This is a genomic window from Streptosporangium sandarakinum (assembly GCF_013409935.1).
Classification (GTDB): Bacteria; Actinomycetota; Actinomycetes; order Streptosporangiales; family Streptosporangiaceae; genus Streptosporangium; species Streptosporangium nondiastaticum.
On the sequence record NZ_JACCCO010000001.1, the window covers coordinates 3,859,490 to 3,885,206 of the forward strand.

25 protein-coding genes and 1 tRNA gene are annotated in these 25,717 nt (G+C 72.5%); 13 read left to right on the plus strand and 13 right to left on the minus strand.

The genetic code is table 11. The annotated features are described in order from the left end of the window. Window positions 1–5: 5 nt before the first annotated feature. The 5 genes from HDA43_RS17470 to HDA43_RS17490 all read left to right on the plus strand — a co-directional run bounded on the left by HDA43_RS17470 (window position 6) and on the right by HDA43_RS17490 (window position 5,557). Entirely contained in the window at window positions 6–668 is a 663-nt protein-coding gene (locus HDA43_RS17470) for a TetR/AcrR family transcriptional regulator (protein ID WP_312873344.1), read from the plus strand. A gap of 205 nt (window positions 669–873) precedes the next feature. After that, entirely contained in the window at window positions 874–3,048 is a 2,175-nt protein-coding gene (locus HDA43_RS17475) for a (Fe-S)-binding protein (RefSeq protein ID WP_179822055.1), read from the plus strand. A 269-nt stretch (window positions 3,049–3,317) separates the two neighbouring features. Then, window positions 3,318–4,112 carry a hypothetical protein gene (locus tag HDA43_RS17480; RefSeq protein WP_179822057.1) on the plus strand — a complete coding sequence of 265 codons (795 nt, stop codon included), beginning with the start codon at window positions 3,318–3,320 and terminating at the stop codon, window positions 4,110–4,112. Beyond that, complete coding sequence (locus tag HDA43_RS17485) at window positions 4,109–5,257, plus strand: glycosyltransferase (RefSeq protein WP_179822059.1); 1,149 nt, start codon at window positions 4,109–4,111, stop codon at window positions 5,255–5,257. The genes HDA43_RS17480 and HDA43_RS17485 overlap by 4 nt, the downstream gene beginning before the upstream one ends. A gap of 18 nt (window positions 5,258–5,275) precedes the next feature. Beyond that, a complete protein-coding gene (locus HDA43_RS17490) occupies window positions 5,276–5,557 on the plus strand; it encodes a metal-sensitive transcriptional regulator (RefSeq protein WP_179822061.1) in 282 nt (93 codons plus the stop codon). 504 nt (window positions 5,558–6,061) lie between these two features. Here the strand turns inward: HDA43_RS17490 and HDA43_RS17495 are convergent. Both HDA43_RS17495 and HDA43_RS17500 read right to left on the minus strand, forming a co-directional pair. After that, window positions 6,062–7,450: a hypothetical protein gene (locus tag HDA43_RS17495; protein ID WP_246424019.1), complete on the minus strand. Its 1,389-nt coding sequence runs from the start codon at window positions 7,448–7,450 to the stop codon at window positions 6,062–6,064. Between the two features lie 142 nt (window positions 7,451–7,592). Beyond that, window positions 7,593–8,144, minus strand: a complete 552-nt coding sequence (locus tag HDA43_RS17500) for a gamma carbonic anhydrase family protein (protein ID WP_179822065.1) — start codon at window positions 8,142–8,144, stop codon at window positions 7,593–7,595. Window positions 8,145–8,282: 138 nt separating this feature from the next. Between HDA43_RS17500 and HDA43_RS17505 the strand changes: the two genes are divergently transcribed. After that, window positions 8,283–9,566, plus strand: a complete 1,284-nt coding sequence (locus HDA43_RS17505) for a coiled-coil domain-containing protein (RefSeq protein WP_179822068.1) — start codon at window positions 8,283–8,285, stop codon at window positions 9,564–9,566. 259 nt (window positions 9,567–9,825) lie between these two features. Here HDA43_RS17505 and HDA43_RS17510 read toward each other — a convergent pair whose 3' ends face one another. The 3 genes from HDA43_RS17510 to HDA43_RS17520 form a co-directional block, all read right to left on the minus strand. Beyond that, window positions 9,826–10,044 carry a hypothetical protein gene (locus HDA43_RS17510; protein ID WP_179822071.1) on the minus strand — a complete coding sequence of 73 codons (219 nt, stop codon included), beginning with the start codon at window positions 10,042–10,044 and terminating at the stop codon, window positions 9,826–9,828. 126 nt (window positions 10,045–10,170) lie between these two features. Further along, window positions 10,171–10,923, minus strand: a complete 753-nt coding sequence (locus HDA43_RS17515) for a GntR family transcriptional regulator (protein ID WP_179822073.1) — start codon at window positions 10,921–10,923, stop codon at window positions 10,171–10,173. A 458-nt stretch (window positions 10,924–11,381) separates the two neighbouring features. Continuing rightward, a complete protein-coding gene (locus HDA43_RS17520; protein WP_179822076.1) occupies window positions 11,382–12,080 on the minus strand; it encodes a dienelactone hydrolase family protein in 699 nt (232 codons plus the stop codon). Window positions 12,081–12,320: 240 nt separating this feature from the next. Between HDA43_RS17520 and kynU the strand changes: the two genes are divergently transcribed. Then, window positions 12,321–13,553 carry a kynureninase gene (kynU, locus tag HDA43_RS17525; RefSeq protein WP_179822079.1) on the plus strand — a complete coding sequence of 411 codons (1,233 nt, stop codon included), beginning with the start codon at window positions 12,321–12,323 and terminating at the stop codon, window positions 13,551–13,553. A 96-nt stretch (window positions 13,554–13,649) separates the two neighbouring features. On the opposite strand, the gene HDA43_RS17530 is transcribed toward kynU, so the two are convergent. The 4 genes from HDA43_RS17530 to HDA43_RS17545 all read right to left on the minus strand — a co-directional run bounded on the left by HDA43_RS17530 (window position 13,650) and on the right by HDA43_RS17545 (window position 18,454). Continuing rightward, window positions 13,650–14,906, minus strand: a complete 1,257-nt coding sequence (locus HDA43_RS17530; RefSeq protein ID WP_179822081.1) for a hypothetical protein — start codon at window positions 14,904–14,906, stop codon at window positions 13,650–13,652. 263 nt (window positions 14,907–15,169) lie between these two features. Beyond that, window positions 15,170–15,550 carry an MmcQ/YjbR family DNA-binding protein gene (locus HDA43_RS17535; RefSeq protein ID WP_218911757.1) on the minus strand — a complete coding sequence of 127 codons (381 nt, stop codon included), beginning with the start codon at window positions 15,548–15,550 and terminating at the stop codon, window positions 15,170–15,172. Further along, a complete protein-coding gene (locus tag HDA43_RS17540; RefSeq protein ID WP_312873346.1) occupies window positions 15,543–16,610 on the minus strand; it encodes a DUF2293 domain-containing protein in 1,068 nt (355 codons plus the stop codon). Before HDA43_RS17540 ends, HDA43_RS17535 begins: the two co-directional genes overlap by 8 nt. A gap of 110 nt (window positions 16,611–16,720) precedes the next feature. Further along, a complete protein-coding gene (locus HDA43_RS17545) occupies window positions 16,721–18,454 on the minus strand; it encodes a pyruvate dehydrogenase (protein WP_179822088.1) in 1,734 nt (577 codons plus the stop codon). Between the two features lie 388 nt (window positions 18,455–18,842). Here HDA43_RS17545 and HDA43_RS17550 point away from each other — a divergent pair, with 388 nt between their 5' ends. Beyond that, the gene (locus tag HDA43_RS17550) at window positions 18,843–19,199 is read left to right on the plus strand and encodes an STAS domain-containing protein (RefSeq protein WP_179822091.1); all 357 of its coding nucleotides are present in this window, start codon (window positions 18,843–18,845) and stop codon (window positions 19,197–19,199) included. Window positions 19,200–19,389: 190 nt separating this feature from the next. Here the strand turns inward: HDA43_RS17550 and HDA43_RS17555 are convergent, their stop codons facing one another. Beyond that, a complete protein-coding gene (locus tag HDA43_RS17555) occupies window positions 19,390–20,625 on the minus strand; it encodes a DUF2795 domain-containing protein (RefSeq protein ID WP_179822093.1) in 1,236 nt (411 codons plus the stop codon). Between the two features lie 177 nt (window positions 20,626–20,802). Here HDA43_RS17555 and HDA43_RS17560 point away from each other — a divergent pair. Continuing rightward, window positions 20,803–20,896 (plus strand) — tRNA-Sec (locus HDA43_RS17560). A 134-nt stretch (window positions 20,897–21,030) separates the two neighbouring features. Here the strand turns inward: HDA43_RS17560 and HDA43_RS17565 are convergent. The 3 genes from HDA43_RS17565 to HDA43_RS17575 all read right to left on the minus strand — a co-directional run bounded on the left by HDA43_RS17565 (window position 21,031) and on the right by HDA43_RS17575 (window position 23,134). After that, window positions 21,031–21,435 (minus strand): YbaB/EbfC family nucleoid-associated protein, encoded by a 405-nt coding sequence (locus HDA43_RS17565; protein ID WP_179822095.1) that lies wholly within the window; start codon window positions 21,433–21,435, stop codon window positions 21,031–21,033. 179 nt (window positions 21,436–21,614) lie between these two features. Beyond that, entirely contained in the window at window positions 21,615–22,631 is a 1,017-nt protein-coding gene (locus HDA43_RS17570) for a hypothetical protein (protein WP_179822098.1), read from the minus strand. Beyond that, on the minus strand, window positions 22,628–23,134 hold the full coding sequence (locus tag HDA43_RS17575) for a hypothetical protein (protein WP_179822101.1): 507 nt from the start codon (window positions 23,132–23,134) through the stop codon (window positions 22,628–22,630). The genes HDA43_RS17570 and HDA43_RS17575 overlap by 4 nt, the downstream gene beginning before the upstream one ends. 258 nt (window positions 23,135–23,392) lie before the next feature. Here HDA43_RS17575 and HDA43_RS17580 point away from each other — a divergent pair, with 258 nt between their 5' ends. From HDA43_RS17580 to HDA43_RS17595, 4 genes are all read left to right on the plus strand, one after another. Beyond that, window positions 23,393–24,307: an SseB family protein gene (locus tag HDA43_RS17580; RefSeq protein ID WP_179822103.1), complete on the plus strand. Its 915-nt coding sequence runs from the start codon at window positions 23,393–23,395 to the stop codon at window positions 24,305–24,307. Further along, on the plus strand, window positions 24,307–24,693 hold the full coding sequence (locus tag HDA43_RS17585) for a UCP033725 family protein (RefSeq protein ID WP_179823380.1): 387 nt from the start codon (window positions 24,307–24,309) through the stop codon (window positions 24,691–24,693). Before HDA43_RS17580 ends, HDA43_RS17585 begins: the two co-directional genes overlap by 1 nt. Window positions 24,694–24,936: 243 nt before the next feature. Then, complete coding sequence (locus tag HDA43_RS17590) at window positions 24,937–25,344, plus strand: YbaB/EbfC family nucleoid-associated protein (protein WP_312873347.1); 408 nt, start codon at window positions 24,937–24,939, stop codon at window positions 25,342–25,344. A 5-nt stretch (window positions 25,345–25,349) separates the two neighbouring features. Then, complete coding sequence (locus HDA43_RS17595; RefSeq protein ID WP_179822106.1) at window positions 25,350–25,703, plus strand: hypothetical protein; 354 nt, start codon at window positions 25,350–25,352, stop codon at window positions 25,701–25,703. Window positions 25,704–25,717 lie beyond the last annotated feature (14 nt).

Below are 25,717 nucleotides of genomic sequence, written 5' to 3' on the forward strand. Positions count from 1 at the left end.
TGGGCGTGAGGGACGCGGGACGCGCCGGTGACACGGCGGACACCGCGGGCGGGGCCGGTGGGACCGGCGGCGTGGAGGACGCGTCGGCGGTCAGGCGGCGTCCGGGGCGCAGGCCGGGGTCGGCGGACACCCGGGGGCAGATCCTGGCGGCGGCGCGTCAGATCTTCGCGGAGAAGGGGTTCGACCGGGCGACCGTCCGGGGGATCGCCCGGCAGGCGGGGGTGGACCCGGCGCTGGTCCACCATTACTTCACGAGCAAGGCGGGGATGTTCGTCGCCGTCATGGACCTGCCGCTGAACCCCGAGGAGGTCGTCCCGGTCCTCATCGACGGGCCGCGCGAGGAGGTCGGCGAGCGGATCGTCCGGTTCGTCCTGACGCTGACCGCGGACGCGGAGGCGCGCCAGCCGCTGCTGGCCATGATCCGTACCGCGATGACCAACGACCAGGTGGCCGCCATGGTGCGGGAGTTCTTCACCGAGGAGCTGCTGGACCGGGCCGCCCGGGGCCTCGGCATTCCGCGGATCCGGATGGAGGCGGCCTTCTCCCAGATGTTCGGCCTGATCGTGATGCGGCACGTGCTGCTGCTCGATCCGCTCGCCTCGGCCGGCGTCGAGGAGCTGGTCGCGCTGTTCGCGCCGGCGATCCAGCGGTATCTGGACGGGGACTGACCGGCCCGCCCGGGTCCGCCGTACGGCTCCCGCCGCGCCCGTAGAGCATTGTTCTGGACGCGGATTGACCGTATGGTGACCACGGTCACCGCGGGTCCGGGACGGACGACAAGTTACCGATGGGTAAGATCCGTGGTAACCCGTCGTCACCCTGGATGACCGGCGGTCGTACGCTGGCAGCCAAAGCCGTCTGTGGGAGGACCCCGTGCTCTGGGTAGCGGTCATCGGGCTGGTCATGACAGCCGTCGCGGTCACACTCGCCGCGCGTCGCGTGCTGTTCCTATACAACCTCGCCACCGCCGGGCCACCCGCGCCCGAACGGATCGAGTACGCCAGGAACAACGTGGGCGCGGAGATCAAGGCCCAGCTCGTCGAGGTCTTCGGGCAGAAGAAGCTGCTGAAGTGGACCCCTTCGGGCACCGCCCACTTCTTCGTCATGTGGGCGTTCTTCATCCTGGCCACCGTCTACCTTGAGGCGTACGGCGCGCTGATCCAGGGCGGCGTCACCGGCCGGCCCGACTTCCACATCCCGCTCATCGGGACCTGGCCCGTGCTGGGCTTCCTGCAGGACTTCATCGCGGTCGCCGCCCTGATCGGGCTGGTGGCCTTCACGGTCATCCGGATCAAGAACTCCCCCAAGAAGCTCGGCCGCAAGTCGCGCTTCTCCGGCTCGCACCTCGGCGGCGCCTGGCTCGTCCTCTTCATGATCTTCAACGTGATCTGGACGATGTTCCTCTTCCGCGGCGCCGCCTTCAACACCGGCAACCTGCCCTACGCCTCCGGGGCGTTCGCCTCCGAGGCGGTCGCCGCGCTGCTGCGACCGCTGGGCGCCACGGCCAACGAGGTGCTGGAGGGCGTCGGCCTGCTGCTGCACATCGGCGTCATGCTGGTGTTCCTCGTCATCGTGGTGAACAGCAAGCACCTGCACATCTTCACCGCGCCGCTGAACGTGATGTTCTCCCGCCGCCCCGACGGCAACGGCCCCGCCCAGCCGCTGCGGATCGACGGCAAGGTCGTCGACTTCGAGGACGAGGACCTCGACGGCGACCGGCTGGGCCGTGGCAGCCTCAAGGACGTCAGCTGGAAGGGCTTCCTCGACTTCTACACCTGCACCGAGTGCGGCCGCTGCCAGTCGCAGTGCCCGGCCTGGAACACCGACAAGCCGCTGTCGCCGAAGATGCTGATCCTCGACCAGCGCGACCACGCCTTCAAGATCGCGCCGTACCTCATGGCGACCGAGGAGCAGCGCGCCGACCTGCACGAGGACGTGCTCGCCCTGCTCGAAAAGCCGCTGGTCGGCGAGGACGGCGTCATCCACCCGGACGTGCTGTGGTCCTGCACCAACTGCGGCGCCTGCGTCGAGCAGTGCCCGGTGGACATCGAGCACATCGACCACATCCTCGACATGCGCCGCTACCAGGCGATGGTGGAGTCCAACTTCCCCACCGAGGCCGGCGTCATGGTCCGCAACCTGGAGAACAAGGGCAACCCCTGGGGGATGTCCGAGATGAAGCGGGCCGACTGGATCGAGGAGCTCGCCTCCCGCGAGGACGACCCCATCGAGATCCAGCTCGTCGACGAGAAGATGCCCGAGGACACCGAGTACCTCTTCTGGGTCGGCTGCGCCGGCGCCCTGGAGGACCGGGCCAAGAAGACCACCAAGGCGGTCGCGGAGCTGCTGCACGTCGCGGGCGTGAAGTTCGCCGTGCTCGGCCCGATGGAGGCGTGCTCCGGTGACCCGGCCCGCCGCCTGGGCATGGAGTACCTCTTCGACATGCTGGCCAAGCAGAACATCGAGACGCTGAACGAGGCCGGGGTCAAGAAGATCGTCGCGACCTGCCCGCACTGCTTCAACACCCTGGCCAACGAGTACCCGCAGCTCGGCGGGACCTTCGAGGTCGTCCACCACACCCAGCTGCTGGCCAGGCTGGTGGACGAGGGCCGGCTGGTGCCGGTCACGCCGATCGACGAGAAGATCACCTACCACGACCCCTGCTTCCTCGGCCGCCACAACAAGGTCTACTCCCAGCCGCGCGACATCATGGCCAAGGTGCCGGGCGTGCGGACCCAGGAGATGCACCGGCACAAGGACCGCGGCTTCTGCTGCGGCGCCGGTGGCGCGCGGATGTGGATGGAGGAGCGGCTCGGCAAGCGCATCAACACCGAGCGTGTGGACGAGGCGCTGACCACCGACCCCGACACCATCTCCACCGCCTGCCCGTTCTGCCTGGTCATGCTGGGCGACTCGATCAACGAGAAGAAGAACGCGGGCGAGGCCAAGGAGAGCCTGGAGGTCGTGGACGTCTCCCAGCTCCTGATCAGGTCCATCAAGGGACAGCCCGCCGAGCCGCCGGTCGAGCCGGCCGGGACGGCGGTCTGAGGCTCGGCGCCGCGGTTCCGAAGAGGTTCGGACCACGTTCCGGAGAGGCTCCGGAACGTGGTCCGGTGAGGCCCGGGACCCCGCTCAGGCGGGGCCCCGGGCCTTACTCCGTGGAGGCGGCATGACCACGGTCCGTGTTTGCCCGGCGCACTGACAACCGGTCAAGGTGGCGAGAAAAGGACATCGGGTCTGAAACTCTTTCTCCACATAACGGGTAAATCACGGTAACCTCAACGTCGCACAGCTCATTCGACGGGAGGGGGCCGGTGATGCGCGTCATCGTCACCGACGCCGAAGTCACCCTGGCCGACGTCCTGTCACTGCGCGTGGCGGCCGACGCGCCGCTCGCCGGTCACGCCGACCTGGTCCTGCGCCACCGGGCCACCGGGACCGAGCGCCGGGTGCCGCTGGGGCCCTTCGGGACCGAGGCGCGGGACGCGACACTGGCGGTCTCCCTCGCCCCGCTGTCGCTGGACCCCGGCCGCTGGGACGCCTACCTCGAACGCGGCGAGACACGCTCCCGGATCCACAGCGTCGATCCGGGCTTCTCCCTGGACCGCCTGGAGACCTACGCGCTGGGCCGCCGTACCCTGGCCTACCGCTGCTACCGCACCCGCACCGGCTTCCTGGCCCTGCGGGTGGACCGGGCCGCGCCCGCGGCCGAGGTGCGGGCGGTGTGGTTCCGGGAGGGACGCTTCGAGGTCACCGGAGTCCTGGCCTTCACCGGGCTCGACGACGACGAGTCACGGCACGAGGCGCGGCTCGCGCTGCGCCGCAGCCGGCCCGACGCCGCGCTGACGGTCGGCGCGACGGTCCAGGGGGTGCGCTTCCACGCCGCGCTGTCCCTGTGCGACGTGCTGGCCGCCGCGCCCGAGCACCCCGGCACCTGGGAGCCCTCGCTGGAGGTGGACGACCTGGCCGAGCCGCTTCGCCTGGGATCCTGGCTGGACGACGTGGACGGCAAGCGCCGCCGCCTGCACTACCCGGCCGCGCGGATCGACGGGGTGCCGATCCGGCCCCGCTACACGCTGGACGACGAGCTCAGGATCGAGGTCGGCGGGTGAGGATCTGCCTGCTCGTCCCATCCGTCTACGGCATGCGCGGCGACGCCCGGTCGGTCGTCAACCTCGCCGGGGAGCTCTCCCGGCGGCACGACGTGGAGATCCTCAGCGTCCGCCGCCACCGGGAGCGGCCGTTCTTCCCGGTGGCGGCGGAGGTGCGGCTGTCGTGGGTGGTCGACGACCGGCCCGGCGTGCGGCACCTGCTCCCGCCGGGGCAGGTCCGCACCGACGTCGCCCTGTGGCGGCGGCTGCGCTCCCTCAAGACCGACGTGCTGATCAGCACCAGGCCGGGCCTGAGCGTCCAGGCGGCCAGGCACGCGCCCCGCGACGCCGTACGGATCGCCCGCGAGTGGGGCCGCCCGCCGGTCACCGCGTCGATCAGGCGGTTCTACCCCAGGATGGACGCGGTCGTCACCGCCACCGAGACCGGCCGCGCCGAGTGGGAGCGCCTGGTCGAGGGGACGGTCGGGGTCACCACGATCCCGGACGCGCTTCCCGACGGCCCCTGGCCGCGCTCGCGGATGGACAACCGCCTCGTCGTGGCGGGCGGGCGCTGGGTGCCGGCCAAGGCGTACGACCTGCTGATCCGCGCGTTCGCCACCGTCGCCGACAAGCGCCCCGACTGGCGGCTGCGCCTGTACGGCGGGGGCCCCGAGGACCGGCGGCTGCGCACCCTGGTCGCCGACCTGGACCTGCACAACCACGTGTACTTCATGGGCACCACCCCCGACCTCGCCGGCGAGTTCGCCAAGGCGTCGATCGTGGCGACGACCGCCAGGGCCGAGGGGCTCGGGATGACCGTGATCGAGGCCCTGGCCAGCGGGGTGCCGGTGATCGGGTTCGACGGCCCCGGCGGGGCGGGGGAGTTCGTGACCGACGGCCGCAGCGGGGTCCTGGTCCCCCCGGGGCCGGGCGGGGAACGGGACGGCGCCGGGCCCGCCGGGGAGAGCGGGGACCGGGGCGGCGCCGGGTCCGCGGGGGAGAGCGAGGTCCGGGCGTACGCGTCCGCGCTGCTCGCCCTCATCGACGACGAACGGCGGCGCCGGGAGCTCGCGGCCGGCGCGCTGGCCGCCGCCGCCCCGCACCGGGCCTCCTCGGTGGCCGAGCGCTGGGAGAAACTGATCGAGGCCGCCGCTCGCCCCGCCTGACGCGGGTACCGTTGGGACATGCATGGGTACAGCGCAGACAAGCAGGCCTATCTGACCCGCCTGCGGCGGATCGAGGGGCAGATTCGGGGCCTGCAGCGGATGGTCGAGGAAGACTCGTACTGCATCGACATCCTGACGCAGGTCTCGGCGGCCACCCGGGCGCTCCAGGCGGTGGCGCTCGGCCTGCTGGAGGACCACGTCCGCCACTGCGTCGCCGACGCCATCAACAGCGGAGGCCCGGAGGCGGAGGAGAAGGTCAAGGAGGCATCGGCGGCCATCGCCCGTCTCGTCCGGTCGTGACTAGTCACCCGGCGGCCGGGAAGGTCACCCGGACAAGGGCGTCCCGGACCCCTTCGAGGGAGCCCGGGACGCTTTCCGGTCTTCCGGACGGTTGGTCATCCCAACGGCTTCAGCAGATCGCCGAAGCACTCAACCCGAGCGCGTTGTCGAGCTCCGCCAAGGTAAGCGGCCGTTCGCTGATGGCGACGGCGGTAAGCACCTCGGCATAGAGCGCGATCTCGTCCAACGCGACACGGTCGTGGACCCTAGAGTCCAGGTCGTCGTGCCCCACCGCGTCGTCCTTCCTTCCGCAGCCCACACCCACTTCGAGGTTACGGCGGAGGGTCCCCGCGTTCCCATGGCCCATCGGGACCATTCCTGGCGTCCCCACCACACCCTCGGAGGGGTCATTTCCCGGCTGCGAGATCACAATTCAGCCAATCGGCGGTACCGGCCGTCTGAGAACGCTATAAGCGGAGTAAGCGAAAAATAACTCCATTTGTGGTTTAACTGAATGGATCTTTGTCAGAAGTGACGGAACGGCGTCCCGGGGACGTTCGGTACCCCCGGGATCCCCGGGTCTCCGGAGTCCGCCGGGTCTTCCGGGACCGGATCGTCGCGCTCGTGGACCAGCCGGTGCACGACCGCCGAAGCCGTCGCGAACCCCCGCTCGGGAACCGGGGTCCCGGTGAGGCGGCACCAGGCGAGCCCGGCGGCGTAGGACGTGCCCAGCAGCGCCGCGGCCGCCGCCCGGTCCGGCGGGTGCAGGGCCGTGGGCAGCTCCCCGGCGCGGGGCCAGCACCTGCGCAGCGGGTGCGACGGATCGTCCAGCGCCACCCGCAGCATGTGGCGCAGCTCCGGCTCCAGCCACGGGTACAGCTCCTCGACCGCCCCCGGGGCGGCCTCGGACAGGTCGGCGGCGAGCAGCGAGGCCGCTATCGCCCGGGGATCGGCCCCCTTGGCGGCGACGAACCCCAGCGCCACGACCAGGTCGTAGACCACGTGCTGGAGGTGCTCACCGGGCGAGGTCTCCGGCAGCGTCACGTGGGGCGGGCAGCGCTCCAGCCACACCCGCCGTACGGCGTGGTCGCCGGCCTGGGCGGCTGAGGGGTCGGCGCCCGTACGGCGGAGCACCGGCTCCAGCATGGCCGACAGGGCGTCCGCCCGAGGCCGGAAGCGGGGGTCGTCGCGGATCACCCCCGCGGTGTCGGCCATGAGCGCCACCAGGCGGCGCCCGGCCTCCGGGTGCCCGGCCCTGACCCGCTCGCCGTACAGGGCGGCCAGGTCCTCAAGGGAGAAGGGGGACAGCCACCGGACCCACTCGTCGCCGGGCAGCGGGCGGGCCAGGAACTCGCCGAACATCGACAGCAGCACCTCGTTGCCGTCGAAGGCGGGGGCGTAGGCGCACCACATGAGCGTGCCCCAGACGGCGGCCACCGGGCTGGCCACCTCCTCGGCGAAGACCTCGGTGAACGGGCCGGCGAGGGGGAAGTCCTCGCGGCGCCTGCCGCGCTGGGCGGCCAGCAGCTCGCGCACCCGGCCGGTGATCCGGGGAGGCACGTCGGGGCCGACGAACCCCTGGACCGAGCCGCGGTCGGCGGTGACGTCCGGGCCGTGCGGGACCAGGTGCCGCGGGATCACGGACGTGTCGTGGGCGACCCGCGACGCGGCGCGGAACTCCGGGTCGACCGGGGGCGCGGCCGGGTGCCAGCGGCCGCCGGCCAGGTCGTGGCGGTGCCACCGGGCGTGCGCGCCGAACAGCCAGCGCCCGCCGTCGGGGGCGGCCAGGACGCGCGACGCGATGGCCTGGGCCCGCGCGGGCTCCGGAAGCGCCGCCCACCGTGGGTCGGCCACCATGGCGCGCACGTCGCCCTCGATGGCGTCGAAACAGTCCCAGCGCGACACGGCGGCCATGTTACCCGCGGCCTCCCCGGACGTCCCGGGCCTCGGGGCGGCCGGGGACGCGGTACGGCGCCGCGCCTCTCACGGGCCCGCGCTCGTCGGCGGGGACGGTCGGGCGGGACCGGGACCGGGACCGGGGGGACGGGGGTGGCGGTCAGGGGAGCCGGTCGGGCGGGGCCGGAACGGCGGCGCGGTGCCGTACCGCCTTGGCCACGTAGTTGTCCGGGGTGCGGGCGAAGGACGCGCGGTCGTCGTCGGTGAGCTCGCGGACGATCCTGCCGGGGACGCCCGCGACGAGCACCCCGGCCGGGATCTTCTTGCCGGGGCCCACCAGCGCCCCCGCCGCGACCAGGGAACCCGCGCCGATCCTGGCTCCGCCGAGCACGATGGCCCCGATGCCGACCAGCGCCCCGGTCTCCACGTGGGCGCCGTGCACCATGGCCTTGTGGCCCAGGCTGACCCGCGGTTCGAGCACCGTGGGCTCGCCGGGGTCGGCGTGCAGGCAGCACAGGTCCTGGACGTTGCACTCCTCGCCGACCTCGATCAGCTCGTCGTCGCCGCGGAGGACCGATCCGTACCAGACGCCGGCGGCGCGGCCGATCCGTACCCGGCCGACGACCACCGCGCCCGGAGCGACGTAGGCGTCCGGGTGGATGCTGGGGATCGCGGCACCGTCGAGGGAGGCGATGTACGGGTTGGTAGTCACGCGTCCGATGTTACGCGGCGTGAGCTTGCCCGATATTTCCGCAAGCAGGTGAGGCGTTCCGGTTGCGGACTTGGCCGGTAAGCAGGAAAGTCGTCTACCGACGTCTCCTTTCCGCCACCAACCTCCACGGGCAGCAGCATGACAAACGAGCACGACAGCTTTCCCGATCTGATGCAGGAGAACCTGTTCGAGGTCGCGATGCGCGGTTACAGCCGTCGCCAGGTTCACGAGTACATGAACCGCACCCGCGCGCAGATCCGCGACCTTGAGGAGCGGCTCACCCGGGCGGCCGAGCAGGTAGAACGGAGCCGGGTCGAGCTGGCCGACGCCCGGCGAAGGCTCTCCGACGCCCCCCAGGACTACGACGAGCTCGGCCAGCGGCTCAGCCAGATACTGAAGCTGGCCGAGGAGGAGGCGGCCGCCAAGCGCGAGGCGGCCATCGCCGAGGCGAGCAAACTGCGTGAGGACGCCGCGACGGAGGCGGAGCGGCTGGTGGGCTCGGCGCGGGAGCGCGCGGAGGCGATCCTGGCTGCGGGGCAGCAGGAGGCCGAGCGCAGGGTCGCCGAGGCCACCGCCATGGCCGAGAAGCGGCTCACCCACGCGGGGGCGGAGGCCGACGAGACCCTCGGCGCGGCCCGCGCCGAGGCCGAGCGGGTGCTCACCGCGGCGCGGAACGAGGCGGAGCGGATGGTCGAGGGCGCCCGCGCCGAGGCGGAGGCCACCGTGGGGAACGCCAGGGCCCAGGCCGAGGCGACCGTGTCCTCCGCCAACGCCGAGGCGCACTCGACGCTGACCGCGGCCCAGCAGCGGGCCGCGGCCCTGGACGAGACGACCGGCCGCCGGGTGACCTACCTCACCGACACCCACCGGGAGGTCGTGCGCCGTCTCACCGAGATGGGCGCCGTCCTGGGCGACCTGCTCCACCGGGAGGGCGCGGCCGGGCCCCTGGTCGACGAGGACGCCGTCCTGCCGCCCGCGCCCGTACGGCCCGCCCCGATCCCGGTCCCGGCGGGCCAGGAGACGCAGGCGCTCCCCGGGGCGCCCGTCCCGGCGCCGGGGGCCGTGCCCGGCTCCGATGACGAGGTCGTGGACGTCGCCGGCCCGGACGCGGAGAGCGGCGCCGACGGGGATGCGGGCATCGAGGCGGACGTCGAAGCCGTCCGCGTGATCGTGGCCGAGGACGACGAGGAGAACGAGGCGACCGGGGACGCCGGGGACGCCGAGGGCCGGGCCGGTGCGGGCGACGAGCACGGTCCGGACCGTGCGGACCACGCGGGTCGTGCGGACCACGCGGCTCGCGAGGACCGTGCGGACCACGCGGGTCGCGGGGACCGTGCGGACGGCGATGGCGAGGCGGATGGCGCGGACGACGGCCGCGCCGACGGCCATCGAACCCCGGCCGCGCCGACCGTCAGACTCTGATCCGGGGCACGGCCTCTGATCCGGCTCGGCTTCCGATCCGGCCCGGCCGGCCCGGTCGTGGGGACCGCTCCGCACCCGGACCGCTCCGCACCCGGACCGCTCCGCACCCGGACCGCTCCGCACGCGGACCGTGCGGAGCGGTCCGGGTGCGGCGGCCCAGGCGGAAACCCCCGCCCCCGATAGGGCCCGGGGGCTTCCGCGATTGGGGGCCCGGTGCCGGGACCGCGGAAATCGCTGGCCCCGGCACCGGGCGGCTCTCTCATCGGCACGTTCCGCCGGAACGTTCCTGTTGGTCGAGCAGTTGCTCGCGTAGTCCCTCGGGCTCGTCGGCGTCGATCGTCATCGCGCAGCCGGCCTCGCGTTGCGCGGACGTCAGCGGGTGGTGGCGGGTGGCCCACCACCGCCCCGCGTCACTCCGCCAGATCGTCCAGTCGGGAAACTCCCGGGCGATTTCCGCTAGATGCCGGTCGAATGACATCCCCGCACCTTCCCCGCGCCCGGTCCCGACTGTGTGACGCTCCACCTTCGACGGTGCGGCACCTCTCTAGAGAAATCAATGATCGTGAGGGACAGGTCAACCTACCGGTTGACAGATCGGCTTGATCTATGCGTCGAAGTCGTACTGGAGTACATAGGAGGCGGCGTCGAGGATCATCTCGTTGACCTCCAGGGGTCTGCCGTCCGCCGCGTAGGCGGTCCGGAAGATCACGATGACCGGGGTGCCGGCCGGCAGGTCGAGCAGGACGGTCTCGTGGGGGTGGGGCATGCGGGCCCGTACCTCCTCACTGAAGTGCGCGGGAGGATGGCCGAGGTCGCTCAGCCGCGCGTACACGCCGCCCTGTCCCGTGTCCTCCCGTGTGATCGAGGTGCCGTCCACCAGATCGGCGGGGAAGTGGGAGACCGACAACTGCACCGGTCTGCCGTCCACCGAGTAGCGTCGTCGCCGGACCCACACGTCCGCGCCGCCGAGCACGCGGGCCACGGCCTCCTCCGCGGTCTCCCGTTCGATGTTCATGTCGTCCACGGTGTAGGGACGGCCTCTGGTGTCGGACTCCCAGATGGCCTGCCCCCGTCCCCATTGTTCGTGGGACAGCCGGCGCGAACCGTGCCGTCTGATCGGCCGGAACTGCCGGACGTACACCCCCGAGCCGCGCCTGGGCACGGCCAGTCCTTCGTTGATGAGCACGGACAATGCCTGTCTGGCGGTCGCACGGGCTATGCCGTGCCGCCCCATGAGGGCGTTCTCGCCCGGAAGCCGGTCCCCGTCTCGGAGCTCGCCGGACAAGATCGCTTCGCGAAGCTCGTCGGCGATACGCCGGTAGATCGGGGGCTCGGGAGGTACCGGGGATTGCTGCACGTTTGATCACCCTCTGTCACCAACCGGGTTTGGCGTCTCCAGAGAACTTGCCCCGTCTTGTCCACGATCGCACAGATACAGAGGTTGGTCGCGTGCTTCTTTTGAGAGGAACGTGCCCGTGTGGCGATCTCCGTGCGTTTCGCCGGGCCGTTACCGAGGAACGGTCCGGGCCGCTATCCGGGATGCCCGCCACCGGCGGGTGGTCGTCGTCGCCGGAACGGCACCCGCCGTGTTCAACAGCACGTCGTCGGCGGGGTCACCCGGTCGGGGCGGAGGGCCGGCGGGCGGGCGGCCGTGAGGACCGGTCGAACCGCGGAAAGCGGAGCAACAGTGATATTTCACCATTGCTCCCATGCCTGCCGCATGGGGGCAATGGTGCCGGGTGTCGTCCCGGGTGGGCGATCCCCCGGATAGGGAAAGGTGGCCCTCCGGGCAGGCCCCGTTTCGGGGCGCCGCGCTCATCCCAGGTGGCGCCGGAGGAACTCCACGGCCCGCTCCCAGGCGACCGGCGCGGCCTCGGGGTCGTAGAACTGCGGGGCCTCGTGGTTGTGGAAGGCGTGCCCGGCCTTCTCCGCGACGTGCATCTCCACGTTCGGCCGTCCTGCGGCGGCCTGCTCCACGATGGCGACCTGATCGCGTGGGATGTAGGGGTCGGAGCCGCCGAACACGAACAGCAGCGGAGCGGTGATCTTCTCCATCATGCCGGTGGCCTCCGGCACGGCCGAGCCGTAGAACGACGCCACCGCGTCCACCTCGGCGGTCGCCGCCAGGAGGTAGCCGACCGAGCCGCCCAGGCAGAACCCGACCACCCCCGCCCCGTCCCGCGCCTCCGGCAGCGCCCGCAGGTGCGCCAGCGCGATCGCCGAGTCGGACACGCCCTGGGGGAGGTCGAACCCGGAGGCCAGTTCCAGCGAGGCCGCCGTGCCGGTCTCGCCGTGGTCGGACACCCAGTTGCGCCGCAGCCGCCAGAACAGGTCCGGTGCGCCGACGACGTACCCGAGCGCCGCCAGGTCCCCGGCGACCTTCCGGATGTACGGCCCGACGCCGTAGATCTCCTGGATCAGCAGGACGACCGGGCCCGAACCCCCCTCCGGCAGCCACAGGTGCATGTCGAACGAGCCGTCGGCGACGGTGACCGTCTCGGTGCGGGTCTCCATGGGTCCTCCTGCTTGTCGTCCCGATAAAGCGGTGTCCCGATAAAGCGGTGTCCCGATAAAGCGGTGTCCTGATGTGGTGCCCGGATGCGGCGGCGTCCTGACACAGAGGTGTTCCGCCGCAGAGGCCAGTGAACCGTATGCCCACCGGGACGCCCGGCCCACGGCCGGGGTGGCCGGTGTACCGGCGGGTGCCGATGGCCGATGATGGACGGACCGAAGGCCTCATCCCGGAGATGATTCATGACCATCAGCCGTGCGGACTGTCTGGCACTCGACGCCGACGACCCCCTCAGGCGTTTCAGGGACGAGTTCGTCCTCCCCGACGGGACCGTCTACCTGGTAGGGAACTCCCTCGGCGCGCTGTCCAGGACGGCCGCGGCCGCGACGGCGCGGGTCGTGGCGGAGGAGTGGGGCGGGCAACTGGTCGGCGGCTGGAACGCCTCGGGCTGGTTCGACCTGCCGCTGACCACCGGCGACCGGCTGGCCCCGCTGATCGGCGCGGGCCCCGGACAGGTCGTGGTGGGCGACACCACCTCGATCGCGATCGTCAAGGCCGTCTCTGCGGCCCTGCGCCTCCGCCCGGAACGCCGGGTGATCGTCTCCGACACCGCCAACTTCCCGACCGACCGCTACGTGGTCCAGGGGCTGGTCGGCTCGCTCGGCGGCTACGAGATCCGGGACATCGACGGCCCGGACGCCCTCGACGCCGCGCTGTCGGACGACGTCGCCTGCGTGCTGCTGTCGGAGGTCGACTACCGGACCGGGGCGCGTCTCGACACCGCCGAGGTGACCGCCCGGGTGCGGGGGGCGGGTGCGCTGATGATCTGGGACCTGTGCCACAGCGCCGGGGCCTACCAGGTGGACGTGGCCGAGGCCGACTTCGCGGTCGGCTGCACCTACAAGTATCTCAACGGCGGTCCCGGGGCCCCCGCGTTCCTCTACGCCAACCCGCGCCACCACGCCGACGCCGAGTCCATCCTGACCGGCTGGCACGGGCACGCGGCGCCGTTCGCCTTCGAGCCCGCCTACCGGCCCGCCGAGGGTGTCCGGCGCTTCTCCGTGGGCACCCCCCACGTGCTGTCGTTCGCCCCGCTCAACGCGTCGCTGGACATCTGGGAACGGGTGGACATGGCGCAGGTCCGCGCCAAGAGCGTGGCGCTGACCTCGCTCTTCATCGACCTGGTCGAGGAGTCGTGCGCGCCGTACGGCCTGGAGCTGGTCTCGCCCCGCGACCCGGAGCGGCGCGGCAGCCAGGTCAGCTTCCGGCACCCGGACGGCTATCCCGTGATGCGGGCGCTGATCGACCGCGGCGTCCACGGAGACTTCCGCGCCCCCGATCTGCTGCGCTTCGGCTTCGCCCCGCTCTACATCGGTTTCGCCGACGTCCACGACGCGGCCACCGCCCTGGCCGAGGTGCTCGGCAAGGAGCTGTGGCGGGACGAGCGTTACCGGCGGCGGCTGGCCGTCACCTGACCGCGGCCCGGTCGGCCGTGCCCGCCCGTGCCGTGCCGTACGGCGGCCGTACGGCACGGCACGGGTGGGGCGGACCTCGGGAGTGAAGGGGCGGGATCAGGGGTCGATTCCGCGCCGGCAGCCCTTCGTGTGGCAGTCCCACAGCACGCGGCCGTGGAACACCGGGCGGCTGGTCTCCCAGTACTTCCAGCCCTCCACCCTGGCGGGCACGTTGGCGATGCCGGCGACGACCTTGTGGAAGCGGCAGGTGCTGGTCCGGAACCAGGCCGAGAACCCGACCCGGTAGCCGAAGACGCGGTACCACAGGTGGCCGTACATGTCGTCGGAGATCTCGTGGGTGTACTGGTGCCCCGCCTCGACGATGTACTCCTCGGCGATCAGCGGGTTGAGGTTGTTCCGTATCAGGCGGAGGATCTCCTCCCGGTCGAGCCGCGGGCCCCTGGTGATCTCCAGGGCCCTGAGCCTGTGCTGGACCTTCTCCCGCTCGAACTCGACCTCGTAGTACACCCGGTGCTGCCGGGTCACCGTCGCGGTCACCGAGCCGCCCGGACCGTCGATGAAGTGGGTGCGGGCCAGGAAGAAGTTCCTCGGGTGGAACTGGTCGATCCTGAAGAGGAAGCGGGGCCGGCAGATGTCGTCCCAGCCGCGGCGCAGGTGGGGCCGCCCGGGCCTCGGGCTGGGGCTCACCACGGACCTCGACACGGCGAAGGAGGTGGCGGTGGCGCTCGCGCTCGCGCTGGCGGTGGCGCTGGGGGTGGCGCTGGACGTCTCGGAGACCGAGGGCGTGGGCGTGGCCGTGACCGTGGTCGTCACGGTCGGCGTGGGGACCGGGGTCGGCTGCCGGGCCTCGGTGGGTTCGGGGGCGAAGCCCAGCTTGATGAAACCGCCGCGCTTGCCCGGTGTGACGAACCGTTTGGTGGGGCTGACCGGCTTGTGCACCGGGCCGAGCGCGGCGGATCCGTCGTTCGCACGGGCGCCGTTCGCGCGGGCGCGATTCCCGTGAGCACCGTTCGCACGAGCGCCGTTCCCGCGGGCGCCGCTTCCGTGGGCGCCGTTCCCGTGGGCGGAGCCGTGCCCCGGCCGCCGGTCGTTCCTGAGCCCGCGCGGTGCGCCGGGGTCGTCCGCTCCGGCCCCCCTGCCCTGGGCGTGCCCGGACACCCGGGGGCCGGGCGAAACGGAAGGCCGCAGGTGGGCGGCGGAGGCCGGGGCCGCGCCGGAGGAGGGCTGGGCGATCGCGGCGACGGCCGCGACGAGCGACCCGGCCACCCCCAGCGCCGCCAGACCCCTCGCCGGGCGCTGCCCCCTCGGCCGGGCGGACGTGGCCGTGGCGTCTTCGGAGTTGGGCGTGACCATGGAGATACCGTTCCTTCTGGAACGCGGCCCTACGGCCGCGACTGACCCGTCGGCCGGAACAGCGGTTCCCGCCTACGCTGATCACTCAGCGTCGCATGAAAGATACTTACAGTCGCCTTATGTGGTTGTGTGGAGGCACGCCGACAGAATGCGGATCCGATCCGGTGAGTGGAGTATCGGCCCGATCGGGGGAAGACGGCGTCTCCACCGCCTCCAGGGGTTCGCTCATCGATCGAGCGTCGACCGCGGCGTGCCCCGGCCGGCTACAGCCCGCCGAGGGCGTCGAGCGCGGTCACGAGCCTCTTGGGGGCGACGGCGCGGTAGCTCTCCTCGACCCAGTCGAGCAGCACCTCGATCTCCGGCGGCGCGCCGCCGTCCAGCGGGATCGTCACCCAGAACGCCCGGCCGAGGCCGTACCGCGAGGGTTCGGCGCCCGCCACGCTGAGCGCGTGGCCGTGCGACTCGGGCAGTTTCAGCCAGACGGCGGGCCGCCGGTCCCCGGCCGGCTCCTCCGCGCCGAGGAACGCGAAGATCTTCTTGTTGACCTTGACGACGGTGTCGCCCCAGGGGTGGTCCTCGTACGCCTCGGGCAGGCCGAGGGCGAACTCGCGCAGTGTCCGGCGGGTCTCGCGCCACTCATCCATGGCGGTCATCATGGCCGGAACCACCGACGGTTCCGCGCCAGCCGCCGAGCACCCGGTCGATGTCCGGGCGGATCCGGTCCCTGGCCTCGGCGCGTGGCACACCGGACATCAGCAGGCGGTCGTAGTCGGTGTCGAGGTGCCGTACCGAGGCCACGACGGCCAGGGTGATCGCCTTCTCGTCCAGCACCTTGGCGGCGGCGGTGCGGCCAACCCGGCCGCTGCCCCGCAGACCGGCGTGCAGGGCGATGTCCCGGGCCCGTTCGGGCGGGCAGCCGGGGAAGATCCGCAGGATCGCCTCGGCCATCCGGACCTGGAACACCACGTCCTCGCCCGCCCGCCGTTCCCGGTCGCGCTCCCGGCGGCGCAGCCGTACCTCCTCGTCGGCCAGGCACAGCTCCTCGGCCAGTCGCAGAGCGGCCTCCTCGACCAGGATTCCCCGCCGCTCGTAGCGCCTGCGCCGCGCGTTGTACCTGACCACCACCGCGGCCAGCCCGCTCTCCTTCTTCGCCCGGCGGCTGAGTGCCGCGTCACCCGCCGGGAGGAAGACCAGGTGGTCCATGTCCGCGCAGGTCAGGCAGTGCGGACCGGCATCCTCCATGATCAGGTAGGGGCCGGTGTCGCCGCAGCCGGCGCACGTCCACGCCTTCTCCGGCTCGACCACCACCAGGTCGGGGGCCTTGCTCTGACGCTCGGCGAGCCGCCGCCGCCCGGCCTCCCCCATCTCCGGGGACACCCAATGGACCCGGAAGGCGCCGTCGTCACCGTCGGCGACGAACCGCAGCTCCCGGCGGTCGCGGCCACCGGAGAGGTAGGCGGTCTCGCCGGGGACGAGCCCCCGGGAGAGCGCCCAGCGCCGGAGCACCGCCACCGCGTCGGTCATCCTGGCGCCGTCGACGGCCGCGAGCTCCTCCAGCGTGGCGGCCCGGCCCTGCCGCCAGACGTCCACGTGCCGGGCGTGCAGCCAGCCGAGGCCCGTCAGGACGTCGATCGTGGTGACGAACCTCCGCTGCGCGAGCGCGGCCTCGGCGGCCGCCGTGATCCGGCGTTCAAGTCTGCTCACCCCGCAAGCCTGCCGCATCCGGCGTCGCGGTGGAACGGGACGGCGGAACGGCCCGCGGCCCGCCCGCGCCGGGCGCGGGAAAGGGCCGGGACGCCCCGGAGCCGGCGAGGTCAGGGGCGAGGGATGTGCCGCAGGTTGGTCCTGGCCAGGTTGATCATGCGGCCGACCCCGCCGTTGAGCACGACCTTGCCCGCGGCCAGCGCGAACCCCTTCACCTGCGCCTGGGTGACGCGCGGCGGCATGGACAGCGCGTCGGGGTCGGTGATGACGTTCAGCAGGTACGGTCCCGGCGTGGCGAGCGCGGTGGCCAGCGCCTGCTGGACCTCCGTTGGCTTCTCCACCGTCGCTGAGGGGATGCCCATCGCGGCGGCGACGGCCGCGTAGTCCACCGGCGCGGAGTCGGTGCCGAAGTCGGGGAAGCCGTCCACCAGCATCTCCAGCTTGACCATGCCGAGCGAGGAGTTGTTGAAGAGCACGACCTTCACCGGCAGGTCGTGCATCCGGACGGTCAGCAGCTCGCCGAGCAGCATGCTCAGGCCCCCGTCGCCCGACAGTGAGACGACCTGCCGTCCGGGGGCGGCGAACGCCGCGCCGATGGCGTGCGGGAGGGCGTTGGCCATGCTCCCGTGCCAGAAGGAGCCGATGACGCGGCGGCGGCCGTTGGGCGTCAGGTAGCGGGCGGCCCAGACGTTGCACATGCCGGTGTCCACCGTGAAGATCGCGTCGTCGTCGGCCAGCTCGTCCAGGACGTCCGCCACGTACTCGGGGTGGATCGGCACGTGGCGCTCGATGTTGCGGGTGTACGCCTCCACGACCTGGTCCAGCGTCCTCAGGTGCCGGTTCAGCATCCTGTCGAGGTAGCGCCGGTCGGACTTCTGCCTGACGGAGGGCAGCACCGCCCGCAGCGTCGCGCCGATGTCGCCGTTGACGCCGAGTTCGATCGGGGTCCTGCGGCCCAGGTGCGCCGGGTTCCGGTCGATCTGGACCGTCTTGCGGCCGGGCAGGAAGTCCGGGTAGGGGAAGTCCGTGCCCAGCAGCACCACCAGGTCCGCCTCGTGCATGGCCTCGTAGCAGGCGCCGTAGCCGAGCAACCCGCTCATCCCCACGTCGTAGGGGTTGTCGTACTGGATCCATTCCTTGCCGCGCAGCGCGTGGCCGACCGGCGCGAACGTGCGCCCGGCCAGCTCCATGACCTCGGCGTGGGCGTCCCGCACCCCGGCCCCGCAGAACAGCATGACCTTCTGCGCGGTGTTGAGCGTCGCGGCCAGCTCCTCCACCTGCTCCGGCGGGGGCGTGAGCGTGCCGGTCCGGGTGACGAAGCGGTGGTGCCCGGTCTCGTTCGGGGCCTGTTCGCCCGCGACGTCGCCGGGAAGGACCACGACCGACACGCCGCCGTCGCCGAGGGCCTGCTGGACGGCGACGCGCAGCACCCGGGGCATCTGCTCGGCCGTGCTGATCATCTCGCAGAAGCCGCTGCACTCGGTGAACAGCCGCTCGGGATGGGTCTCCTGGAAGAACCCGGTGCCGATCTCGGAGCTGGGGATGTGCGAGGCCAGCGCGAGCACGGGGGCGCCGCTGCGGTGGGCGTCGTACAGTCCCTGGATCAGGTGGGTGTTGCCGGGTCCGCAGCTTCCCGCGCAGACCGCCAGGCGGCCGGTGATCTGCGCCTCGGCGGCGGCGGCGAACGCCCCGGCCTCCTCGTTGCGCACGTGCGCCCACTCGATGCCGGGTGTCCTGCGGATCGCGTCCACCACGGGGTTGAGGCTGTCGCCCACCACTCCGTAGACCCGTTCGACGCCGGCCTGGCGCAGCACCTCGATGAACTGCTCTGCGACGGTTGCCATGGTCTCGTCTCCCCCTCGCTTCTCGCGTCACCGGATACCTCACCCGATTCGACCGGGTCACTCGTCGCGGCGGGCGATTCGTGACGGCGCCGGCCGTCCGTGATCGTTTCCGGCCGCGGACGGAGGCGATGCCGTACGGTGTCCGGAAGGAGTGCCGTACGACCTCGGGAAAGGGCGCCGTACGGCCGTACGGTCCCGGGAACGGGCGCCGTGCGGCCTCCGGAAAAGGCGCCGTACGCCTTCGGGAAGGCCGCCGTGCCGTCTCGGGAACGGGCGCCGATGTGTCTGAGCCGGTGATTTGTCTTATCTTGTGCGTGATAAATGCCTGATGAGGCGACTTCGCCGTGGGGAGCTTGAGCCGATGGTGCAACCACCTGAGGGAACTACCTTGAGTTCCGACCTCGAACCGCATGGCAGGATCGGCGTCATCCGGTTGGGCGACGCGCTGGACTGGAGCACCGCTCCGGATGTGCGGACCATGGTCTCCACGATGTGGGACGACCTCGCGGGCGGGTGCCTGGTCCTGGACCTCGCCGCGACGACCTTCTGCGACTCCACCGGGCTGGGGACGCTGGTGTCGATCTGCACCGACAGCGAGGAACGCGGGATCCGCCTCATCGTGGCCGCGCCTCCTCCGGGCGTGCTCCGCATGCTGCGCATCACCGGCCTGACCGCGTTCTTCGAGCTGTACGACGATGCGGAGGACGCCCTGCGGAGCGCGCGGACGGGCCGCCGACCCGGGTAGGCCCGTTGTGAAGGGGCCGCCGGGCGGCGGGTCCCGGGGCCGGGCCGGGGACGCGCGACCACGTCGGCCGCGATCTCCCGGCGGGCAGGAAAGCCCTGATCACCGGTGGTGACTCCGGGATCGGCCGGGTGCGCCGCGGAGCCGGGTTCCGCGGGTCCCCCGCCGCGACGGGGAAACCGCGGGATCGGCCCTAGTCGTCGCCGAACACGGCTTTGCTGACCGCGTTGGGCCCGTCGTACTCCCGGTCGGGGATCTTCTCCAGGGTGCCGACGAGGGCGTCGTCGGCGCCCTTCTCGCGGGCCACCCGCACGAGGTCGTCCCGCTTGGCCGGATAGTCGACGCCCGACAGGTGCTTCTGCAGGTCGATCGGGTTCGGTGTGTTCGCCATGATCGTGTTTCCTCCTTCCGCAGGCTCGCCTACCCGGCACTTTCGCGCGGCAGCCACCCGGTCTGCCCAAATCCCCGCTGGAAGTGGGTAAGCCCCGCCGACCGGGGAAGCGTCCAGCGACGCGCGGGCCGCCTCCACCCGCCACGGCGGCGTACGGCGGCGCGCCAGCGCCCGGGGCAGCCGGCGTGCGGCGTCCCGCAGGCCCCGCCGTCCCGCCGGGCCGCCGCGGGCGGCGGTGAGCACGGCGCGCGCCACCACCGGCCACGGGCGGCGCATGACGGCCGTCAGCACCGCGTTGCGGACGGCGAGGGCCCGGCGGCCCTCCGGGTCCCGGGACGGCGAGGGGTGGTGGTGGGCCACGACGTCGTCGACGTAGGCGAGCCCCCAGCCGGCGGCGGCCAGGTCCAGCGCGAGGCGTTCCTCCTCGCCGAAGAAGAAGACGACGTCGTCGAAACCGCCGGCGGCGAGGTGGGCGTCCCGGCGCACCACGGCCCCGCACGCCAGGAACCCCAGAACGCTCGGGCCGGGGAGGTCGGGTTCGGCGGGGAGAGGGGAGGCGGCCATGCCGTGGCAGGTCGGATCCGGGCGCTCCTCCGGTCCCACCAGCACCCGCCCGGCGAGCACCGCCAGGCGGGGGTGGGCGTCCAGCACGTCCGCGGCGCGGGCGAGCGCGCCCGGCGCCCACCAGGAGTCGTCGTCGGCGAAGGCGACATAGGGGGTCCGGGCCAGCCGGACGCCGAGATCACGCCCCGGCGCGCCGAGGTTGCGCCACGCCTCGACCACCTCGACGTGCGGGAACCGCTCCCGGACGAAGGCCGGGGTGCCGTCGGTGGAGCCGTTGTCGACCAGGATGACCGGCGCCTCGTGGCGCGGCAGCGACCGCTCCAGGTCGCGGCGGCGGTTCCGGGTGGCCACCACGACCGTCACGCGGCCGGCGGCGCCGTGATCGCCGCGCGGTCTTCTCTCCGCTCCCGCGGATTCGGCCGGCTGGTCCTCGGTCATGTGCTCGTCGGCCGGGTACGGCCTGCTCCTCCGCATACGTCGGGTCCGTCACGCGCGGGGGAGCTCCGGCCGCCCGCCGCCGCACCCGGCGGCGTCGCCGTCCCGGACATCGTAACCAGCGCGGTCCGGAACACTCCTTTCCCACGCGTGTGTCGCCCGGCCTGAGCCGGGGCGGCGTGAGCGGGGGCGCCGGAGGCCGGTAGCATCGCCCGCGGAGGCGTCAAGGTGTCTGGTGGCCCTCCCGGTCTTCAAAACCGGTGGCGTCGAGCATCTCGGCGCGGCGGGTTCGATTCCCGTCCGCCTCCGCTGGCGATGCCCCGGGGCCACGCGCCCCGGGGCCGGCCCGGGTTCACGCGCCTGGGCGGGGTCTTCCCGGGTCGGGGCCGGCCCGGGGCCCGGGGCGGGGGAGTCCTCGAAGCGCCCGCGCCGGTCGCCCCCGGGTCAGAACCGGTCCAGGTTTCCCAGCCGGCGGGCGAGCTCGGCCTCCTGCTCGGCCATCGACCGTTCGAAGTCCCGGCTCATCCTTTCCAGCCCGTTCCAGAACCGCGCGTGGTCGAGGGGCTCCCCGGGGGCGCCGCCGGACCCCGCCGGGCCGAGCGTGCCGTCGACCAGCTCCCTTGCCCTGCGTTCGCCGTCCTCCTGTGCCCGCCGTACGGCGGCGCCGACCTCCCGGGCCAGCTCGTGGCTGTCCAGGCGCATGACGCGCGGGTCGAAGACGATGTCCAGCAGGCGGCCGGACGGTCCGGTGACGGCGCGGACCAGCCCGCCGGCCGCCTCGCCCGTGCCGGTGATCTCGCCCAGCTCCTCTTCCATCCGGCGCAGGGCCGCGTCGTCGGGGTGTCGCACGGGTCGTCCTCTCGTGTTCGTGCCCGGATCCCGGTCGGTCCGGCTCGTGTCCATGCCCGGATCCCGGCCGGTCCGGCTCGTGTCCGCGTCCGTGTTCGTGTCCGTGCCCGGCCTCCGGCGACCGGCCGGGCGGCGGGGGCTCACCGGAGCCCGGCGGAGCGCCGGGTCCCCGGCCGCGCCTACCTGAACTTCCAGCCGGGCGGGAAGATGGCCGCCCGCAGGCCGTGCCCGGTCAGCTTGGCCGCCCACTGCTCGGGCGTGGTCAGGACCTCCCCGCCGTCGTCGCTCATCAGGTTGTACGCGGGGGTGTAGCCCAGGCCGGAGCCGGTCAGGCGGGCGATCAGCTCGGTGGCGCGGGTGGGCGCCACCCCGCGCAGGGCCGTCGCCTTGACCCCGTCGTAGACGAGGGCGTAGGCGCCGTTCGCCGCGGCGATCCTGCCGTACTCGGTGGCGTTCTCCCCGGCGGAGCCCGTCGGCAGGCCGTGCGACGCCTGGACGCTCCTGGTGATGCCCAGCGAGACGGAACCGTAGGCCGCGCCGTCCAGGATCATGTAGAGGAGAGTCGTCATGGCGTACTTCGGGAACGTCATCGCCATGATCCTCCCGGCGCTCAGCGCGAAGGCGGACTTCATGCCCTGGGCCACCTTGACCAACGCGGCGATCCGGGCGGCGGCGAAGCCGTAGAGGGCCGTGGTCATCGGCTGGAACATCACCAGCCACAGGATCTGCAGGAGCAGGTCCTCGATGTCGGCGAGGTTCTTCCGGGTGGTCTCGACGAGCTGCGCGTACGCCTCGCAGCCGGCGGCCACGACGCGGCAGTCCCTCGCGAGCTGCGGCGCGTAGCCCCGGACGACCCCCTGGTACAGGGTCTGGAACGCCTCGACGGCCTCGCCGCCGTTGCGGGGGTTGTTCCACACCGCCTCGGCCAGGGCGTCGGCCCGGCCGGCGATGCCCTCGCCCGAACCTTTCCCGCCCGAGCCGTTCCTGCCCGAGTCGTCCCCGCCGTCGATGTCGTCGGCGAGCCGGTTGAAGATCCGCGCGATCTCCCGCAGCCGCTCCGGCGGGATCTCCGGGGCGGTCACCCCGGCGTAGATCTTCAGCGCGGCCAGGGCGGCGGTGCCCGTCCCGAGGAGGAGCATCATGCCGCGGGTGGGGGACACCGCCGACACCGGCGAGAGCGGCAGCGGCGGCGTCATCGGCCGTTCCGGTCGGGGATCGGACCGGGGGTCGGTCCGGGGGCGGACGTGGGAGCCCGGCCGGAGGGCGGCGCCGCCGGGGGAGCGGGCGCCGGACCGGGGACCGGACCGGGTGAGGCCGTGCCCGGCGGCGGTCCCAGCGGCGGGCCGTCGGCCGTGTAGTCGGGAACCTTCGCCAGGTCCTCGGCGAGGCCCCAGTCGACGTTCCAGACGTTCCGCCCCGTCATGAGCAGCCCCTCCCCGATGTCGCCGTAGGCGCCGGCGAGGTCACTGGTGAGCTCCAGCATCTGGTCGCGCTTCGGGGTGAACCACTGGAGGAACCGCCGGTCCGTCTCCTCGTCGGCGGGCAGGGGCCCGAGGGCCGCCAGGGCGCTCGCGGCGCGGGTGACCGCCTCGCGGAGGTCACCGCCGGCCACCTGGAACCCGGGGGCGACCACGTTCTCCAGCTGGTCATGGTCGACCTTCATGGGGACGACCGGACGGCCGGGAGATGGCTCCGTCAAGCAACGGCTCCTAACCGGGAACGGAACGCGGATGTCGGAAAGATGTCGGGTGGTGAGAGCCTCGTCCGTTGATGTTCCTAATTGAATAATCTTCGGTTAAGGCCCTATTAATACATTGATGCCCGGGATCTTGTACATCGTCACCGAGCAGGACATACGGCCCCTGGCGGATCCGGCTCTTCCGCGCGGCCCGGTTCTCCGATGATCTCCCGTACGGCCCCCGCGCCCGGCGGCGGCGGACGTCCTATGGTGGTCGTCGTGCAGGAGTGGCGGCCTGAGAGCCCGTTCGAGAAGCGTCTCCAGGCGGCGTTCGCCGCCGAAGACCTCCCGGTCTGCCTGGGGTTGTTGCGGCAGGCCGAGATCGGCCTGCCGGTCACCCCGGCCGCCGCGGAGGGGAGGGAACCGACCGCCTGGCCGACGTTCACGGGCGGCGGACGCACCTGGATGGCCGCCTACACCTCGATCGACGCCATGCGCGCCGTTCTCGGGGACACCGCCGAGCACGTCCGCGTCGTCACGTTCGCCGAGCTGGCCGCGGGCTGGCCCGACCCCCGGTGGGGGCTGGCGGTGAACCCGGGCCTTACGACGTCCTTCTTCCTGGAGGCCGGTACGGTGGCCAGGCTCGCCGTGCCGTCCCTGGTCCAGGAGCGCCTCGCCGAGCCCGGCTCCGGGCCGCCGATCATGCAGAAGCTGCTCCGGCCCGCGGACCTGTACGCCCATCTCGCCGAGGGCGAGTCCCGGGTCTCCGGATACTGCCACCGGGCCCGGGACGTCGCGCACATCGCGACCCCGGCCGTCCTGGCGGACGCGCTCGGGCGGGCGCACGAGGAGGGGGTGGTCACCGACGAGGGGTCGGTGAACATCCTGCGATGGCGCGCGGTCGGCCTCGACCTGTACCGCACCCCCTACGGCGGCGTCGACGAGGCGTCGCGGACCGCGGTGGCCGGGTGGGTGATCGAGGAGCCGCCGTTCGTGGGCATGGGGCTCGTGCCGAACGCCGACCAGGTCATCCGCGAGTACAAGGTGGACGGCGTCGGCCTGCCCCACGGCACCGAGATCTGGGAGCTGACCGTGGACGGCGTAGAGTACCGGCGCGCGGTGTACGACGGCGACCTCGGACGCTGGTTTCTGGTCGACGCCGTACCGGTGGGCGGTCCGGGAGGGGCGGCGTGATGTGGCATTCCTACCGGGCACGCTGGCGGGGGACGGAGTACGCCGCGAGCCCCGATCCGCGTCCGGACGCGGTGTGGGTACGGCTGCGCGTCACGGAGCCCGCCGAGGGCTTCGAGGAGGTCGAACCGCACTGCTTCGTGCGGCCGGTGCGGGCCGAGGAGTGCGAGTCGATCTCCTTCGTCACGACCGTCTGCGAGTGGCGCGGCGCGCCGTTCCAGGTGCGTGACCGGCGCGGTGACACGCTGCTCCTCGAATACGTCGGGGGCCTGTTGCCGGTCGCCCGCGAACTGGAACTGGAGCGGGTCGAGCGCGGGGTCCACCGGCGCTGGGTGCCCGGACACGAGGTGACCGATCTCCGGGAGAACGTCGTCTTCCTGGAACCCTGACCCGCGTCCCCGGCTTACGGGTCCGCGACGCCGCGTCCTTCCGCAGGACGACGTCGCTTATGGCGTTGTATGAGCGTTTTCAGTGGCATTTGGTGCTTGCCGTACCACAGCGGCGGATGTCAGGATGATCGATAATTCACGAAGATTTAACGTGCGAATCGTCCAGGGGGCGGCGGGGGTACGGGGGGCAGGGTGGTCGCGGCGGCCACCGCCACCGGTCCCGCGCTTCGAGGGGAGGTCGATGTGGAACCTTTCGCGGTCTCGGATGAGGCGAGGAGCATGCAGGCCTACGCCGAGGAACTGCGCGCCACCTTCACCCGCCTGCAGGAGCGGGGGCCGGAGATCCACCGGCAGGCGCGGGCCGTACAGGTGACCGAGAAGTCGCGGGACGGGCTGGTGTCGGCGACCGTCGGCGCGCGCGGCGACCTGATCAGGCTCGACCTCGATCCCCGCATCTACCGGCGGCAGGACTCCCGGGAACTGGCCGACGTCATCACGGACACCGTCCACCGGGCCACGGAGAAGGCCCGGGCCAGGGTCGTGGAGCTGTTCGAGCCGCTGGTCCCCGGCGAGCAGATGAAGGAGCACCTGGAGGGCGACCTCGAAAGCGTGCTGGAGCGGATGGCGGCCCAGATGCTCGGGAAGCGGTGACCCCGGTGAGCGAGTACGGCGGTTACGAGGAGGGCGTCGGCGTCCACTACCAGGGCGTGGCGCACGGCCTGGTCCGATGGGACACCGTGTCGGACGACGTCCACACCCTGTGGACGGAGAAGGTGGAGCGGATCCGGGCGCTCAACGCCCTCGAGCCCTGGGGCCGGGACACCGCCGGCTCCGCGTTCTACGCGGCCTACATGAACGGCGGCGGCCCGGAGAAGATGATCGAGTACGGCGACGGCATCGTGAAGACGGTCACCGAGGCCGGGCTGAAGGTGCGGAACAACATCGGCACCACGCGGGCCACGGACGACCGCGAACGCGCGGCCATGAACAGGCTCATAGAAGAGGTGTGACCGGCACCGAACCG

What these genes read in the sequence shown, in the direction of transcription:
- HDA43_RS17505 (WP_179822068.1), top strand. Translation starts at nt 8,283, where the DNA reads ATGACAAACGAGCACGACAGCTTTCCCGATCTGATGCAGGAGAACCTG.
- HDA43_RS17480 (WP_179822057.1), top strand. Translation starts at nt 3,318, where the DNA reads ATGCGCGTCATCGTCACCGACGCCGAAGTCACCCTGGCCGACGTCCTG.
- HDA43_RS17490 (WP_179822061.1), top strand. Translation starts at nt 5,276, where the DNA reads ATGCATGGGTACAGCGCAGACAAGCAGGCCTATCTGACCCGCCTGCGG.
- HDA43_RS17535 (WP_218911757.1), bottom strand. Translation starts at nt 15,550, where the DNA reads ATGGATGAGTGGCGCGAGACCCGCCGGACACTGCGCGAGTTCGCCCTC.
- HDA43_RS17555 (WP_179822093.1), bottom strand. Translation starts at nt 20,625, where the DNA reads ATGCGGAGGAGCAGGCCGTACCCGGCCGACGAGCACATGACCGAGGAC.
- HDA43_RS17530 (WP_179822081.1), bottom strand. Translation starts at nt 14,906, where the DNA reads ATGGTCACGCCCAACTCCGAAGACGCCACGGCCACGTCCGCCCGGCCG.
- HDA43_RS17585 (WP_179823380.1), top strand. Translation starts at nt 24,307, where the DNA reads ATGTGGCATTCCTACCGGGCACGCTGGCGGGGGACGGAGTACGCCGCG.
- HDA43_RS17520 (WP_179822076.1), bottom strand. Translation starts at nt 12,080, where the DNA reads ATGGAGACCCGCACCGAGACGGTCACCGTCGCCGACGGCTCGTTCGAC.
- HDA43_RS17495 (WP_246424019.1), bottom strand. Translation starts at nt 7,450, where the DNA reads ATGGCCGCCGTGTCGCGCTGGGACTGTTTCGACGCCATCGAGGGCGAC.
- kynU (WP_179822079.1), top strand. Translation starts at nt 12,321, where the DNA reads ATGACCATCAGCCGTGCGGACTGTCTGGCACTCGACGCCGACGACCCC.
- HDA43_RS17570 (WP_179822098.1), bottom strand. Translation starts at nt 22,631, where the DNA reads ATGACGCCGCCGCTGCCGCTCTCGCCGGTGTCGGCGGTGTCCCCCACC.
- HDA43_RS17510 (WP_179822071.1), bottom strand. Translation starts at nt 10,044, where the DNA reads ATGTCATTCGACCGGCATCTAGCGGAAATCGCCCGGGAGTTTCCCGAC.
- HDA43_RS17545 (WP_179822088.1), bottom strand. Translation starts at nt 18,454, where the DNA reads ATGGCAACCGTCGCAGAGCAGTTCATCGAGGTGCTGCGCCAGGCCGGC.